The 16,870-nt window shown below is 35.7% G+C and carries 14 protein-coding genes, 1 tRNA gene and 2 pseudogenes; 13 read left to right on the forward strand and 4 right to left on the reverse strand.

Annotation, left to right across the window (positions count from 1 at the left end; all coding sequences use genetic code 11):
* Positions 1-279 precede the first annotated feature (279 nt).
* The 6 genes from UMU13_RS06090 (at position 280) to UMU13_RS06115 (ending at position 4,562) form a co-directional block, all read left to right on the forward strand.
* A complete protein-coding gene (locus UMU13_RS06090) occupies positions 280-519 on the forward strand; it encodes a MoaD/ThiS family protein (protein WP_328217827.1) in 240 nt (79 codons plus the stop codon).
* Between the two features lie 86 nt (positions 520-605).
* The gene (locus UMU13_RS06095) at positions 606-1,085 is read left to right on the forward strand and encodes a 4Fe-4S dicluster domain-containing protein (protein WP_328217828.1); all 480 of its coding nucleotides are present in this window, start codon (positions 606-608) and stop codon (positions 1,083-1,085) included.
* Between the two features lies 1 nt (position 1,086).
* A complete protein-coding gene (locus tag UMU13_RS06100) occupies positions 1,087-2,889 on the forward strand; it encodes an aldehyde ferredoxin oxidoreductase family protein (RefSeq protein WP_328217829.1) in 1,803 nt (600 codons plus the stop codon).
* Positions 2,890-2,946: 57 nt separating this feature from the next.
* Positions 2,947-3,180, forward strand: coding sequence for a MoaD/ThiS family protein (locus tag UMU13_RS06105; RefSeq protein WP_328217830.1), 234 nt, complete (start codon positions 2,947-2,949; stop codon positions 3,178-3,180).
* 3 nt (positions 3,181-3,183) lie between these two features.
* A complete protein-coding gene (locus UMU13_RS06110) occupies positions 3,184-4,410 on the forward strand; it encodes an NAD(P)/FAD-dependent oxidoreductase (RefSeq protein WP_328217832.1) in 1,227 nt (408 codons plus the stop codon).
* Between the two features lie 79 nt (positions 4,411-4,489).
* Positions 4,490-4,562 (forward strand) — tRNA-Gly (locus UMU13_RS06115).
* A 77-nt stretch (positions 4,563-4,639) separates the two neighbouring features.
* Here the strand turns inward: UMU13_RS06115 and UMU13_RS06120 are convergent.
* From UMU13_RS06120 to UMU13_RS06135, 4 genes are all read right to left on the reverse strand, one after another.
* Complete coding sequence (locus UMU13_RS06120; RefSeq protein ID WP_328217833.1) at positions 4,640-5,776, reverse strand: Arm DNA-binding domain-containing protein; 1,137 nt, start codon at positions 5,774-5,776, stop codon at positions 4,640-4,642.
* On the reverse strand, positions 5,777-6,202 hold the full coding sequence (locus UMU13_RS06125) for a helix-turn-helix domain-containing protein (protein WP_328217835.1): 426 nt from the start codon (positions 6,200-6,202) through the stop codon (positions 5,777-5,779).
* 455 nt (positions 6,203-6,657) lie between these two features.
* Positions 6,658-7,068: a hypothetical protein gene (locus UMU13_RS06130; RefSeq protein WP_328217837.1), complete on the reverse strand. Its 411-nt coding sequence runs from the start codon at positions 7,066-7,068 to the stop codon at positions 6,658-6,660.
* Positions 7,065-8,033, reverse strand: a complete 969-nt coding sequence (locus tag UMU13_RS06135) for an integrase domain-containing protein (protein ID WP_328217838.1) — start codon at positions 8,031-8,033, stop codon at positions 7,065-7,067. Before UMU13_RS06135 ends, UMU13_RS06130 begins: the two co-directional genes overlap by 4 nt.
* A gap of 1,033 nt (positions 8,034-9,066) precedes the next feature.
* On the opposite strand from UMU13_RS06135, the pseudogene UMU13_RS11795 reads away from it, so the two are divergent.
* The 7 genes and pseudogenes from UMU13_RS11795 to UMU13_RS06165 form a co-directional block, all read left to right on the forward strand.
* Positions 9,067-9,420, forward strand: a pseudogene (locus UMU13_RS11795) (type I restriction endonuclease); the annotation flags it as partial.
* Positions 9,421-9,471: 51 nt separating this feature from the next.
* The gene (locus UMU13_RS06140; RefSeq protein WP_442902135.1) at positions 9,472-11,583 is read left to right on the forward strand and encodes a DEAD/DEAH box helicase family protein; all 2,112 of its coding nucleotides are present in this window, start codon (positions 9,472-9,474) and stop codon (positions 11,581-11,583) included.
* 376 nt (positions 11,584-11,959) lie between these two features.
* Positions 11,960-13,440: pseudogene (locus tag UMU13_RS06145) on the forward strand (N-6 DNA methylase); the annotation flags it as partial.
* Between the two features lie 120 nt (positions 13,441-13,560).
* Positions 13,561-14,118: a restriction endonuclease subunit S gene (locus UMU13_RS06150; RefSeq protein WP_328217843.1), complete on the forward strand. Its 558-nt coding sequence runs from the start codon at positions 13,561-13,563 to the stop codon at positions 14,116-14,118.
* 18 nt (positions 14,119-14,136) lie between these two features.
* Positions 14,137-14,514 (forward strand): hypothetical protein, encoded by a 378-nt coding sequence (locus UMU13_RS06155; protein WP_328217840.1) that lies wholly within the window; start codon positions 14,137-14,139, stop codon positions 14,512-14,514.
* A gap of 27 nt (positions 14,515-14,541) precedes the next feature.
* Positions 14,542-14,805: a hypothetical protein gene (locus UMU13_RS06160; protein WP_328217841.1), complete on the forward strand. Its 264-nt coding sequence runs from the start codon at positions 14,542-14,544 to the stop codon at positions 14,803-14,805.
* Between the two features lie 171 nt (positions 14,806-14,976).
* A partial coding sequence (locus UMU13_RS06165; protein ID WP_328217842.1) for a P-loop NTPase fold protein occupies positions 14,977-16,870 on the forward strand: 1,894 nt, incomplete at its 3' end.

A 16,870-nucleotide genomic window follows, 5' to 3' on the forward strand; every position in this document is an offset into this window, starting at 1 on the left:
AAACTTTGAATAATGTATTCTTATAAATTTTACCACCCCTTAATCCCCTCCTAACTCTTTGATAGGAGGGGAGATAAAGCTCCTCCCCTAAATTAGGGGAGGTTGGGTGGGGTATTTATTCAAAGGTCTCAAGCTGGGGAAACTGTCTGTTTTTAAAGTCATAACCCTGGATGGTTTTGGACTGAAATGATGCATGAGAAAATGAATACCTGATAAAGAAATTAGTTTTAGACAGAAGAATCATGAAACGAAGCGGATAATAAGCTATGTGTGCTTGATATGATTACCGTTAAAGCCTATGCAGGTTTGTCAGATTATCTGACGAACAAAACCGGAAAGTATACTACGGTTTTTGATAATAAAAACCGGCATGTCACTGTGTCTGATATCCTTGAATATTATAAAATTCCCAAAAAAGAGGCATCTATAATCTTGATTAACGGTAAATCATGCGAACCGGATTCGGAAGTGACCGATGGAGACACGTTGACTTTATTTTCTCCAGTGGGAGGGGGGTAAGGATTGTTATACGAGTATTTCTGCCGGGTGATTATGGAATTTACACCCGCATATAATTGTGCAGGAAAAATAAAAAGGGGGTAATTATGCAAAAACTAATAAGGGTGGAGCCGTCCAAATGTATCGGCTGCAAAACATGCGAACTTTCATGTTCCCTTAAGCATTTTGATGAGTTCGCACCGTCTAAATCAAGAATCGTAAATGAAATTTTTATGGATGAGGCTGCATTTGTTACCGTTACTTGCATGCAGTGCGATGAGCCATGGTGCTTAAAGGCCTGTCCGGCAGGGGCAATATCAAAAAACAGCGACACCGGGGTTGTTTTGGTTGATGAAAATCAGTGTGTGGGCTGCAGAACCTGTGTAAGCGCCTGCCCATTTGGTATGATAAAATATGCCGAAAGTAAAATGAAAGCTGATAAATGCGATTTATGCGGAGGGGATTATCCGGAATGTGTGGCTTTTTGCCCAACAGGATGTCTTACATTTGAAGAGGAAGATACTCCCACAAGATCCAAGGTTAAAAAATTTGCCACTTCAGTAAAAGAAGGGCACATGGAGGTGTGATATGACAGGCGGTTGGGCAGGAAAAATATTAAGGATAGATTTATCCAATGAAAAGTACAGTGTTGAAGATTTGAATCTTGAGGCAGCTAAAAAGTTTATAGGCGGAAGAGGATTGGCCGTTAAATATTTTACGGACGAAGTACCTGCGGATGTGGATGCCTACAGCGATAAAAATAAAGTGTTTTTGTCAGTAGGTCCTCTGACAGGGACATACGGTGCTGCCAACGGACGGTATATGGTTGTAACGAAATCTCCGCTGTCAGGTACAATTGCATCTTCAAATTCAGGCGGATACTTTCCTTCGGAACTTAAGTATGCAGGATACGATATGATTATTTTGGAAGGAAAGGCGAAGAATCCCGTTTATATAACAATCTATAACAATAATATTGAAATCAGAAGTGCTAAAAAACTTTGGGGGAAAACCACCCACGAAACGGAAGATATTATTCATAAAACATTTCATCAGGATGCAAAAATAGCATCAATAGGTCCTGCCGGAGAAAAGCAGGTGAAGTTTGCATGTATTATGAACGATAAGCACAGGGCAGCAGGCAGAAGCGGTGTCGGTGCTGTTTTGGGCAGCAAAAATGTTAAGGCCATAGCTGTCAGAGGTACAGGCGGGGTGAAAATCTCCGACAAAGATGCTTACAGAAAATCAGCATTTGAGGCATATAAATTACTGAAAGATTCTCCCGTAACTTCTCAGGGACTTCCGGCCTACGGTACTGCAGTGCTGGTAAATGTTATTAACGAAACAGGGCTTTTCCCCACTAATAATTTCCAGAGAGACACATTCGCAAAAGCAGAAGATATTTCCGGTGAAACGATGGCGGATACCATTTTAAAAAGGAATAAAGCGTGTATGGGATGTATTATCGGCTGTGGAAGAGTGACGGCAATTTCAGATCCAAGATTCAGCGGCGAAGGTGAAGGACCTGAATATGAGCCTATCTGGGCGCTCGGAGCCGACTGCGGGATTAGTGATCTGAAAGCAATTGCCAGGGCTAATTATATATGCAACGAAAACGGATTCGATCCCATAACTGCCGGGGGTACTATAGCATGTGCAATGGAGATGTATGAAAAGGGAATAATCAGTAAAGATGAAATAGGAAGATCTCTGGAATTTGGCGACGCAGAAGGTATGGTGGAAATGATGGGAAAAATAGCCAACAGGGAAGGTTTCGGCGACAAACTGGCAGAAGGCTCTTACAGACTTGCTGAAGAATACGGCAAACCTGATTATTCCATGAGTGTGAAAAAACTTGAGTTTCCCGCTTATGACGGAAGAGTTGCCCAGGGAATGGCAATAAATTATGCCACAAGCAACAGAGGGGCCTGCCACGTCAGAGGCTATATGATTTCCCCTGAAATCCTCGGAGTGCCAGAAAAAATGGAACCCACCAGCCTTGATGGAAAAGCTGAATGGACAAAGGCTTTTCAGGATGTTACGGCGCTTGTGGATTCTTCCGGAATATGCCTTTTTACAACATTTGCCATAACCCCTGAAGAGATTAAAAACTTCTTCAATGCTGCCACGGGATTGAATTATTCTGCCGATGATCTTGTTGAAGCCGGTGAAAGGGTGTGGAATCTGGAAAGGTTGTATAATCTTGATGCCGGTATCGATCCTTCTCAGGATACCCTTCCTAAGCGGATTCTTGAAGAACCTGTTCCGGACGGACCTCATAAAGGGTCAGTGGCCAGGCTAAGTGAGACGCTTCCTAAATATTACGAAGCAAGGGGTTGGAAGGATGGAATCCCTACATCTGAGAAACTTGCAGAGCTCGGACTAAGGTAAATAAGTGGAAGGCGAAAAGCCTTCCACTTATTTTTTGAAGATTTTTGGTCATTTGTGATGATAAAGGTAAAAATATACGGAATTTTGAGGGTCTATACCGGAGCTGCCGGCCTCGATCTGAAAAACGGGATTACTGCGGCTGAGATAAAAAGCAGACTGTTTGGGGACAAGTTGGATCACAGTTACATAAAGATTCTTTTAAACGGAGAACATGTGGATGACAAAACCGTTTTGGCGGATGCGTCCGTTTCATTGTTTTATATCGGGGGAGGGGGATATCCCGGAGGTTAGTTTATGTATAATTATGATTTTATAATAGTGGGAAACAGTGCTGCAGGGCTAAATGCCATGCGTACACTGAGGCATTTCGATAAAAGTTCGTCTGTTGCTGTGATTGACAAGGAAAATGAGCCTGCTTATTCGAGAGTATTAACACCCTATTACGTGGGTGACAAAATAAAAAGAGATGCTCTGTATATCGTTGATAAGCAGTTTTATAAGAAAAACGGTTTAGATACGTTTTTCGGGAAAGAGCTGGTTAGTATTGTGCCGGAGAAAAATAAGATAGTTTTGAATGATGGCACAGAGCTGAATTATGGTAAACTTTTGCTGGCAACAGGCGGCGAAGCAAAAGAGATAAAATACAACAATACCAGAAATGTATTAAAATTGAGGCATTTTAAGGATGCCGACAGAATGAATGAAATGTTTGAAAACTCGTCATCAGTTGTTGGCTTTGGAGCCGGGTTGGTAACGATTCCCTTACTGTCACATCTAAAAGAGGAAGTTGAAAAACACCTTGTGATTTCCTCTGACAGAATTTTTTCAAGGGTAGTGGATAAAGATGCTTCCGGCATTCTTGAAAAAAAATTTGAATCCAGAGGGCTTACAATTCACAAAAAAGATGATTTGACAGCCATTGATGAAAAATCAGATAAGCTTGATATTACTTTAAAATCAGGCAGTAAACTGATTGCCGATCTCGTTATTATCGGTAAAGGTGTGGAGCCGAATATTAAGTTGGCAAAAGGTGCATCAATCGATACCAACTGGGGAATCATGGTTGATAAACATTGCCGTACAAGTGCGGAAAATATTTTCGCTGCCGGAGATGCGGCGGAATGTGATGATTTTTTGGGCGGAGGAACGGTTATTCAGGGAAACTGGCTGACAGCGGCGGAGCAGGGGGATGTGGCTGCAAAAAATATGCTCGGACATGATGTTGAATATGAAGGCAGTCTTAAGAATAACACTACAGAGGTTTTTGAAACAGAAGTGGCAGTTGTGGGTTATTTTGGAGATGATGTAAAAAGTGAAATTTTTTATGATGAAAAAAGAGGTTTCTTTAGAAAAATTTTTCTTGACGATTCTGATACAATTATAGGCGCTACAATGATAGGTGAAACCAACGATGCAGGGATTTATTACGGACTGGTAAAGCGCAGGGCTAAATTGAATAATTTCAATTTTAAAGGTTTTATGAATCATGCGAAAATTTTAAAAAATATGGATTATTGTTAAACGTTTTGATGTATAAATTATTTAAAGTAAAATTTTTATTGACAAGAGACTCTATTTTTTATATAAAGTCCACCTGCTTGCGGGCGTAGCTCATCTGGTAGAGCGTGACCTTGCCAAGGTTGAGGTAGCGGGTTCGAGTCCCGTCGCCCGCTTTCTTTTTCCCTTTTAATATCAACAACTTAATTTTTGCGTTTTCCCACCTGTGATAAAATTGTGATAATTTACCAATTTAAAAGCGATTTTCCAAGTTTGACCTGTTGCCATCTCTTATATCCTTAACATAAACATCATAAACCATCTTTAAACTAGTGTGCCCTAAATTTCTTGCTACGAAAGCGGGAGTATCACCTTCCGCAATACTTATTGATGCGTATGTATGCCTGCATTGGTACATTATCCTGTATTCAATTCCAAGTTTTTTAAGTGTTGGTATCCATACATTCTTCTTTATATTTTCGGCCTTGTTGTAATGGGTTCCATATTGAGTATTGAATATAAATTTTGAGCCTTCTACTCGAAAGTTGTCGTAATGATAATTTAATGCTTTGACCACAGAAGTTATAAGTTTAACTTTTCTTATTGAACCCTGCGTTTTAGGCGGTCCAATTTCTCCGAGGGATACACTTTCACATACAAAATAAGTTCCATTTTCTCTGTTGTAATTTTCCCATTTCATAGCAAGGACTTCCCCAACTCTCATCCCAGTCAATAACAGCACTTTAAACATCGCATAAAATTTTGGTTTATTTTTTTCGATGTGTTCCAGTATCTTGTCAACTTCGTCATCGTTAAAAGGGTATATTTTTTTATTTTTTATAGATACTCCTTCACATTCAGACATTAAATTCTTGTTTACAATTTCCTTTTTAAGTGCAAGTTTGTAAATCTGACTTAGACATAATCTGGTATTTTTTATTGTTTTTGGGTCGTAGCCTGCATCCAACAGTTTTTCTATGAAATGGTCTAAGTCTCTAATCTTAAGATCTCTTATTCTTTTTTTACCGAGGATTTTTACTGTCCTGTTTCGGTAATCAGAGTATGATATAAGGGTCTTTCTTTTTTTTCCACGTTTTTTACAGTTTTCTAACCACTCATCTGCAAGTTCCTCAACCGTTGGATTTTCATAAATAGTAGTTTGCTCTTTTTCTTTCTTCTTGTACCCAAACTTTACCAGATTTTTCGATTCTGGAAACCATTTGGAATAATCAAAAGAACCAGCTCTTATCTGTCTTTTTATTTGATTGCACATCAATGAAGCTTCTTCTCTGTTTGCTGCAGTATCGTCTAAGCCGATAGGTTCTCTACACTGTATTTCCATGTATGTGAAACTAATCCACAACTTATTATTTCTTTTGTAAACACCCATTTAGCACCTCCGAGCCTTGTTTGCCCAGAGGCCAAAATCTTGTAACAATGTTTCTCTTTTGAACAGTATCTTGCCACCAAAATTAATGTAATGTCTTCCTTTCCTGAATTTTCCTTTTGACTTCATATTTCGGATGTGTTGTTCATGGCACCTGAATAATTCCGCAACTTCCGAAACAGTTAGAAGAACATTTCCATCATCTGCCAGCTTCTCTTTTAGTTCTTCGAGTTCTTTGACCAGATTATAATACTGATCTGTAATGTCAGTCAGCCTGAAATCATTATCATCACCTGATTTTAGGAAAATTCTGGATACGGCGGCAAGTTCGTCCTCATCTCTCCCTATTAAATTGTCAAACAACTGAGCTACGTTTTCTGTTACTTTAATATTACCAGATCTTTCAGAATCTTTACAGGAGTTTTTCATATGATTATCCCCCTCTTATGAGAAAAGGGATAATCATCCCTTGATAATTTTTTCCGCGCAGACAGTTATACTCACCGAAATTTTTTTATTTTTGTATAACCCCGCACAAATCCTATATTATAAAACATAAAGTTTTATAATACTCCCTCAGTTGAACTTTTTATAAGTATATTTGCTGGGTTTAAGACAGGTTTAACACGAATTTGATATCGTGAATAAATTAATCCAAAGTGGATAAAATATCCGATATTTGGACATACTCTGATGGATAGATTTGATCGCTGTAGAAGTGTTACTCAGTTATAAATAGGATTCGAAATAAAAAAATCAACCCAAAATTTCAAAAAAAAGATATGTTAAGCATTATACTTATCTCCTTTTTTTGGAGATAAGATTATCACCTTATAACTGCATCTCTTTTTTGCAGAGATATTGTTATCCCCAAAAAAAGGAGATTATTCAGGAGGCAATACCTTACCGAATTTTTTTCTCCAATGTTTAATATTATTGTATTCTTCCAGTGTAACGGTTATTTTCTTTTTACCTTCAAATGACTTTAATAATTTACTCACATCATAGGCAAGCTCATGTTTACCAATGGCTTTAAAAAGCTTATTAACTGAGTACAAAGTGTCTTTGAGATAAGATTTTGATATCTCACCGCACCAACATCCGTTTTTTACCTCATTATAAAAAGCATTGCAGTGATTATTGTTTAACTGACTGAGTTTAGTTACCTCTGGGTATTTATTTGTAATAAAATCACAAAATTGTTTGATCAAACGGTAGTCCTGATTAACGGTTGTTTTACTTCCAGTAATTCTGAATCTACGCCTGAATTCACCATACAAAATATTTTTACTCATTTCCCCCTCCCAAGATAATAAGATGTGATATCAATGCGGTGATGTCCAAGTTCCTCACTAATTTTTAGTCTCACCTCAAAGCTCTTTTCCTCTTTAACGGGATTTTTCTTTGAAAAGCCTGCTTTGACAGGTGGCTCATGACCAGTAAGTTCTTTATATCGTTTTTGTGCATAATAATGGCGGTTTCCATGAAAATTATACTTAAGACCAGTTTCTCTTTTAAAATCTTTTACGACATTGTAGGCAAACCTACTCCATTCCTTAAAAAAAAGGTTATCTGGAATTAATGAGCGAGTCAGATTATACTCTTTCCTGAAATTTTTTATATCCGAAATCAATTTTCTTTGGGCTTCTGTTGAATCTATTGTCCTGAGCTGACCGCCCTTGGTTCCTTTTCTTATTTCCAAATTATTGTTTTTACGGAGTTCTTTTCCTGACAACAAGGCTGATTCTTTAAATCTCAACCCTGCACTTCTCTGTAATTCCACCTGCAATCTCAGAGCTTCATAGCGAACATCACCACTTGCATTAAATTTATCCGAAAGATATTCAGAAAATTTCTGATGATTTTCATCGGATATACTTTTGTCTGTGTTGTTAAATCTTGTACCCCTATTCAGCCCATACCCCCGTGCGGAGATTTTGAGATCATCTCGGTAGTAATAGTTAAATACGGAATTAAGCGCTGATATTATGTTTGTTGCATGTCCTCTTGATATTTCACCGCTGTCCAGCCTTTCCAAAAGGTTATCCGCAAAATCTTCCATATGGTTTGATTCGAGTTTTGCAAGATTTTTTAAATCATATTCATTGTTTACAAATTCAGCCAACATTCTTGCAGCTTGCGCTACTTTCTGGATTGTCCCTTCATTGGCAGATTTAACTACCTCAGTCGCCAGCCTGAAACTTGCCGCTTTACGCGTTAAATTGTTTTCACCAACAAAGTTTCTTTTTACTTTTTGCATACTGCACCCCCTCTCTTAAACAAGAACCATTCCAGATCAGAAACAAAAAACACTATTTAATGTGTATAAGTGACACATTAAAAATATTGGGATCATCATCCCAATTGGATTTTCGGTGGGTGAGCCAAAACAAATTGTACACTGCAACATATATATATTAGCGATTCCTCTGAGATTAAGGTTCACAGAAAACCTGTACAATCTATATGAACTCACTATTTGTGTGAGATTAAAAGGATTTCAGACGCAATCATGTGTGGCGCAGCGACCTAATGAACATCATGCTCGGACTCGTAAAACGGCCGAACACAATGACACAATTGCGAATTTTCTGTTTTTTCTGTTATGTGATTAATTGATTGAAGCCTTTGATAATCAAGGCTCAGGAGTTATTATATTTTTTTGCATTCACTTTATAAAGTGAACGCAAAAAAATATATCGTTGTGTGATTTATTATTTTTGTGTTTTACAACTTCGTTGTTCATCAGCGATCGCTGATGAATTTCTGAAAATTGACAGATCATGATTAATGAATTTTGTCTCGAAAGTTGAACTTAAGTATAACTTAAGGAGCAGTTCTGGTAATGCAAGGGAAAATTTGAAATTTTTTGTATTTTTTTATGGTTGGTCACAAATAGGATCAAACAAATAATCATGGCGTTCCCTTGTATCAATTTTCAGAAAATTATTTCAAAGAAGACCTCAAACCTATGGATAAAGCTTAAGCTTTTTACGACCTCTTATGTGACATAATCGGCACAAAACTGTCGAATGCTGAAATGTTGTCTAAGTTGCTGATAGTAAGAAAAAATATTAACTCAGAGGACAATGGTGATAACGTTATCCTGTCGAAAGAATTAAGCGAAAGAGGCATAGCTTTATCGACAATAATAAGGCTATATATTATTAGTCTTTTCATTTCCTTGAATCGCCTGGTAATTTCAGGTATATTTATCATGTTGTTAATTTTAGCGATAGCTGATTTTTTACAAATTATTTTATATTTTTCTTTTAATAAAAGGCTGAAAATTTATGGCAAATCCCAAAGAGGCAAAAGCAAGGCTAAAAATTAATAAGCTGCTTGAAGAAGCAGGATGGCGTTTTTTTGATAATGAAAGTGGTGAAGCTAATATACAGCTGGAACCAAATGTAAAAATTTCTAAAAAAGATATTGAAGCACTCGGCAGTAATTTTGAAAAAACAAAAAACGGATTTATAGATTATCTGCTTTTGGATGATAAGGGCTACCCCTTTGTTGTATTGGAAGCAAAAAAGGAAGACAAAAACCCGTTAGACGGAAAAGAGCAGGCAAGAAAATATGCACAGAATATCAATGCCCGCTTTGTTATACTCTCAAACGGAAATCTCCACTATTTCTGGGATCTGGAAATAGGCAATCCCGAAATTATCACAGAGTTTCCCACCCAGGAATCCCTTATTCACAGGCTTGACTTTAAGCCGAATAATAAAAGACTTGCAGATGAAGAAGTAAAAGCTGATTATATTGCACTTACCCAAAATCCTAACTTCAAAGAAGACCCTCAATACCAAAACGAAGAAACAAGAAAAAGATTTTTATGGGAACAGGGATTAAGAATACTCAGACCGTATCAGGTAAAATCAATCCATGCTTTGCAGGAATCAGCCAGGCAGGGAAATGACAGGTTTCTTTTTGAAATGGCAACAGGCACAGGTAAAACACTCATTTCTGGTGCCGTCATAAAACTTTTTTTGAGAACGGGAAATGCAAAGAGAATTCTGTTTCTCGTTGACCGTTTAGAGTTGGAAGATCAGGCATATAAAAATTTCAGGGATTATCTCGGCAACGATTTTCAGACGGTTATTTATAAGCAAAACCGTGATGACTGGAAAAAGGCTGAAATTGTTGTTTCAACAGTTCAGAGCCTATCTTCGCAGGATAAATACAAGAAACTTTTTTCTCCAACAGATTTTGATTTGCTGATTGCAGATGAATCCCATCGTGCCATCGGCGGAAATTCCAGGGCGGTTTTTGAGTATTTTATCGGCTACAAATTAGGGCTTACGGCGACACCTAAAAATTATCTGAAAAATGTAAATCCCGATGAATTGCCTTACCAAGACCCTCGGGCATGGGAGAGAAGACAATTATTAGATACTTATATTACTTTTGGCTGTAAAGACGGAGAACCGACATTCAGATATAGTTTAATTGACGGAGTAAAAGACGGATATTTGATAAATCCGATAGTGGTGGATGCAAGAACGGATATAACAGCCGAACTGCTTTCTGAAAAAGGGTACGCAGTTATGGTGAAAAATAAAGAAGGCGAAGAGGATGAAGAAACATATTTCCAAAAAGATTTTGAAAAGAAATTTTTCTCAGAGAAAACTAATAAGGTTTTATGCCAGACTTTCATAGAAAATGCTCTCAAAGACCCTATCAGCGGTGAAATAGGTAAAAGCATCGTATTTTGTGTCAGTCAAAAACATGCTTCCAAAATCACACAGACCCTGAATGAGATGGCAAGTAAAATATGGCCTGATAAATACAACTCAGACTTTGCAGTTCAGATAACTTCCAATATTACGGGATCACAACAATTTACCACTAATTTCGCCAATAATAATCTTAACGGACACACAAGGTTTCTTGATAATTATAAATCAAGCAAAACCCGTGTCTGTGTGACAGTAGGTATGATGACCACTGGTTATGACTGTGAAGACATTTTAAACCTTGCACTTATGAGACCAGTATTTTCACCCACTGATTTTATACAGATAAAGGGCAGAGGAACAAGAAGATACAGCTTTGAATATACTGACGAATATGGAGACAAGCATAAACAGGAAAAAGGTACTTTTAAGTTCTTTGATTTCTTTGCCAACTGTGAATACTTTGAAGAAAAATTCGACTATGATGAAGTCCTGGAACTCCCAAAGGTTCAAAAAGGGAAAGCTGATTGGGAAGATACCCCTTACGAAACAAATGAAGTGGAAATCTTTAATCCCGATAAAGTCAAAGAAATAAGAGAAGAAACGGTCGGCTTAGAGGGAATGAAAATTGACCGAAAACTTTTTGAAAAAGCCCAGCGTGAACTTAGTGAAGATAATGACATAAAAACAGCAGTGGAAAACGAACAATGGGATAAAGCTGTTAAAGTTACCCGCGATAAATATGAAAATAAACCTGAGCTTTACTTGAATTTGGAGAAAATCCGCAGGAGTGAAAACCTTGACCGTCGTATTTCATGGCGGGAGGTTTTGGAAAGAATTTTCGGATATATAGAAAAGTTTAAGGGTAAGGACGAGCTTTTGGAAGAAGAAGTTGAAAAGTTTATTTCTATATATAAGCCTGAGAACAAATACGTCCCCTACATTAAAAACTATCTCAAAGCTTATATTACCGATGAAAAATTCAGGGATATAATAAACAACAAACATTTTGCAGAGTTAAACGTATATCCTGGATTCAGCATGTCAGAATTTAAGGCACTGAATGGTTGGAGAGAAACAGTTCCAGAATATGTAAAAGATTACGTGCCCGTCAATCAGTATATGAACTAATTGTTATTCATAAGGGAGAACAATGCTCAACTCAGAAACCAAAAGAAAAATTGATACTGCCAGACAAATACTTGTGGGAAAAATCCCCGATCCGAAAGCACAGGTGGAGCAAATCACCACAGCTCTTGTCTATAAATTTATGGATGATATGGACAAAGAAGCTCAGGAGTTGGGCGGAGAGGCAAGATTTTTTACTGACGGTTTTAGCCAGTATTCATGGACAAAGCTTATGGATAACAGGCTATCTGGGCAGGAAAAACTTGATTTATATGTGGAAGCAATAACAAATATGCAGAAGAATCCGCATATACCGCAGCTTTTCCGTGATATTTTCAAAGGTGCTTTTTTACCGTTTCGTGATCCGAGAACACTTACTATGTTTTTAAAAGAAATCAATGAATTTGAGTATGATCACAGCGAAAATCTGGGAAATGCTTTTGAGTATTTGCTTTCTGTTCTCGGCAGTCAGGGAGATGCAGGGCAATTCCGCACACCGAGGCATATTATCGATTTTATTGTAGAAGTTGTTGCCCCTAAGAAAAACGACACAATACTTGATCCTGCCTGTGGAACAGCAGGTTTTTTGATTTCAGCATACAAACACATTTTAAAAATAAACTCTTCAGATTACAAACCCGAAACAGAAAAAGAAGAGGATAAAATCAAACTTGGAGAAACTGCAACAGAAACTGTAATTGAAGAAAAGAAAAGCTATAATGGTGACTTGCTAACCCCAGATGACAGAAAAAAACTCACTCAAAACATTACAGGGTATGATATTTCCCCCGATATGGTAAAGCTTGCATTGGTAAATCTGTATCTGCATGGTTTCACTGATCCCAAAATTCATGAATACGACACTTTAAGCAGTGATAAAAGATGGGATGAAATGTATGACATCATCCTTGCGAATCCGCCGTTTATGACACCAAAGGGTGGTATCAGTCCACACAAAAGATTCAGTATTCAGGCGAAACGTTCGGAAGTGTTGTTTGTGGATTACATTGCCGAGCATTTAACGATTAAAGGTAAAGCTGGGATTATTGTTCCCGAAGGTATTATCTTTCAATCTGCAAATGCATATAAAAACTTAAGGAAAAACTTAATCGAAAATTGGGGCTGTATGCAGTGGTAAGTTTACCAGGTGGAGTTTTTCAGCCTTATAGCGGAGTGAAAACCTCTATTCTCTTGCTTGACAGAGAATTTGCCAAGAGGACTGATGAAATCTTGTTTGTCAAAGTGGAAAACGATGGTTTCGACCTGGGGGCACAAAGAAGAAAGATAGAGAAAAATGACCTCCCCAATGCATTAAAAGCTTTGGAGAGTTGGAAACAGTCGGCTGTCATCCCGAGCGAAGTCGAGGGATCTCTTGCTTTTGCAGTAAGCAAAGAAAAAATTGCTGAAAATGGTGAATACAATCTCACAGGTGACCGCTACCGTAAAATCGTGGATTATAGCAATGCCAAATGGCCGATGGTGGAACTGGGTGAAGTTTGTGAGATTTTAGATAGCAAAAGAAAACCTATTACAAAAGGAGAAAGAAAATCAGGAATTTATCCATATTATGGGGCAACTGGGATATTGGATTATGTTCAAGACTATATTTTTGATGAAAAGTTAGTCTTGGTTGGTGAAGATGGCGCAAAATGGGATAGAGGAGATAAAACTGCTTTTATTGCTACTGGTAAATATTGGGTCAATAATCATGCTCATGTCCTAAGACCCAATAGAAGCAAGATTCTTGATGAATTATTGGTTGAGATTATAAATTCAATGGATTTGAAAACTTATATTTCAGGAATCACTGTGCCAAAATTAAATCAAGTAAACCTAAAATCAATCAAAATCCCCCTCCCACCACTCGAAGTCCAGAAGCAAGTCGTAGCCGAAATAGAGCAATATCAAAAAGTCATCGACGGAGCCAAACAAGTAGTCGAAAACTGGAAGCCAAGTTTCCGAATTGATCCTAATTGGCCAATGATTGAGTTAGGAAAAGTTTTATACAGGTTATCGAATAGTATTGATCCACAAAAAAAACAAGGTAACGTCAATTATGTTGGTTTAGAAAACATTGAGCCAAATACGGGTAGGCTAATTGGGGATATAGAAACCAAATACCAAAATATTAAAAGTGCCAAAACATACTTTGAGCCTGATCAAGTGTTGTATGGAAAGCTGAGGCCAAACTTAAACAAAGTATTTTACACCAACTTTCATGGTATTTGTTCAACTGATATTTTTGTTTTGCAGGGGAATAGAAATAAAGCAAATCATAAATTTTATTCTTATTATTTAAGAAGTAAACTTTTTAACGATAAAGTTTTACAAGGACTTGGTGGTGCTCAATTACCAAGAGTTTCTTGGAATTATTTATCTAATATCCAAGTGCCTTTACCATCTCTAAAAGTCCAAAAACAAATCGTAGAAGAAATTGAAACTGAGCAGAAAATTGTCAATTCAAACAAAAAACTGATTGGAAAAATGGAACAAAAAATTGAAGCTAAAATCTCCGAAGTCTGGGGCGATAAAAATTAGTTTTTAATGGGATATATCATGGAAGAAATTCACGCATTATCACAATATTTTCCCTTGGATACTTCAGATCCTACTCTTAAAAGATATTTGGAACACCAACTTAATCATGCAATAAGATGCGTTGAAAATGAGCTCTATCCAAGCGCTTATTCTCATTTGCATATTTTGTATATGGTTTTTGTTTATATTCAACTTTTGAGAATTTCCAAAGAAAAGTCAGATGAGTTTGCACTTTGTTGGGTAGGCTTCCCAAGTCAAGAAAAAGACTTTTTAAAGGACACCACAAACCCGTTTGCTTTCTCAAAAATACAAGAAAAAACAGTATCCCGCTTTTTTAGATTGGTCGGTTTTAATGATGGCTCAATAGGCAACATCTCTGAATTAGTAAAAAAATGAAATGAACATTTGCATGCCAACGGGCAAGTGTTTTTTGAAACTTCTGAAGAATTTGAACAAGAACTGGAAGTTTACATAAAAAAGATGCAAACAATATTAATCAAGCAAAAAAGCTTTTTAAATGGTATTTATAAATCTCTTATCGAAAGTTATGAGGAAGGATTTGAAATAACTCAGGATGAAATAGAAACAAATTTTGCTGGTCAATATTATTTTTCAGAGTATGAGTTAAGGATGTTGGCACAGGAAAAAAGTGATTTAGCTTCAAAATTTATAAATAATGAGATGTAACTATGTAATTCAAATTATGAAAAAACTTTTTTTGAAATGTAAAATATTGTATGTTAAAATTATTATCAATTAAGACTTTAAACTATTTCGCTTGTAAGGAGTAAGATAAAAACATTTCAAAGCATATTGAAACTAATGTAAAATTATAAATTTATAAGGTGAAATTTATATATGTTGTCACAATCTGAAGATGAAAAGCTCCCTGTAGAATTTCTCGAAGATGAGCCTGTAAATGAAGATGAATTAGGACTTCATGCACATATTGCTGAAAATATAGAAAATATAATTGCGAAAGATAGTGTGAAAAAGAAAACTATTGGGCTATTTGGTCAATGGGGCTCAGGTAAAAGTTCTATAATAGATATTTTTTCTAAAAATTATCAAGATGATAAAAATAAAATTATTACTTATGATTCTTGGGCACATAGGGGTGATCTTTTAAAAAGATCATTTTTGCTTAAATTAGCAAGGGAACTAAAAGTAGAAAATGAAAATTTTGAAGACGAAATTACCATACAAGATCATTTAACAAAGAAAAAAATTTCTAAAAATTTCAAGATCACTGGTAACAAACCAGAAAATTGGGTTATCTTTTTATCAGGTCTTATTATTTTTGCTTTCCTTCTTAGAATGTTAGGAGTCTCTTTTAGTAGAGATGTGTTATTCGGTCCTTTGTTTCATTTACCCTTATTAAAGAATCTTCCATATATTTCAAATGTAGAAAATATTTTTATGATTGTTCTTATTGTCTGTTTCTTTTCTTTTATTATTATTTTCTTTATAAGGAGAAAAAAGATTTTAGAAAAAATAAAACAATTTATGAATTATTATTTAGGTAAAAATATTGATCTCACTGAGAACCATCTTACACAAGAAGACTTAGAATTTTCCAGTGACTTTTATCAAAGATGTTTTGATTTTATTATAAACCCTGAAAATAAAAATTCTGACGGATACGAAAATATTATTATAGTTTTTGATAATTTAGATAGAGTTGATGAAGATACGGTTTTAGATGTGTTGTCTATGTTACAATTATCTGTGCAAAATGATGCAAATGAGAAAAGCAAGTCTTGGTTTATTGTTCCTATAGATAAAGATAGATTATCGGGAATATTGAGCAAGCAATTTAAAAATACTGGAAATAATAACGTTATTGAAAACAATAAGGAGACCTATAACAACAAAACTCCTGAGAACGATACAATCTCTGATAATAATGAAAATCTTGTGGGAAATAATGATATTGGGAACAATAAAGACGGCTTAAGGGAAGCCAATGATTTTATTGAGAAAATATTTCAATTTAGGATTGAAATCCCTCCCATAAATGAAAGTGATTGGAGAAGTTTATACAAAGAAAAATTCTTCAAAATTTTTAAATTCTATGATCGAAATAAAGATGAGGACAAGCAAATATTTACAAGAAGAATTTTTGAAAGCTTTACTAAATATAATGGAAACTCGTATTTTTTAACGCCAAGAGAAATAATTAGTTTTTTAAATGATTTGGGGATAAACTATTTATTTTGGAAAGATGATATACCAATTACGTTACAGAGCCTATATTTAGCGTTAAAAAAATACGATTTGAATGATGATTTTTTCAATCAAGAAGATTTAAGGTGTAAAATTATTGGAAAAGCTAAATTTGTTTATAATATTTTTGATGAATATGAAGTATACGAGGCAATCTTAAAGCAACACTATAAATCAGATAATATAATAGACCTATTTGTGAACAAAGCGAAAGAATTATTGGAAAAAAATGAGTATAACTCTTTAAACAAAATCATAAAGAATTTAGATTCAAGTAAGAAAAGCAGACTTATGGAAAGAGTACTTGAAGTTTCAGAAGATGAATTGACTAAAGATATTAACATAATTTCCAATTATATAAAAACAATAGAAGACAGCGATTTAAAAAAAGAAGGTAAAAAATACTATAAAGAAATAATTGCTAAAATAGATGATCATATAAATAACGGTACAATTGAAGGTCTTAGTCCTGACGACATTGAGGGAATATGTATAATTTTAAAGGAAAATAAAGACTTTAAGAAAA

It is taken from the genome of Flexistipes sp. (assembly GCF_036172515.1).
GTDB lineage: Bacteria > Chrysiogenota > Deferribacteres > Deferribacterales > Flexistipitaceae > Flexistipes.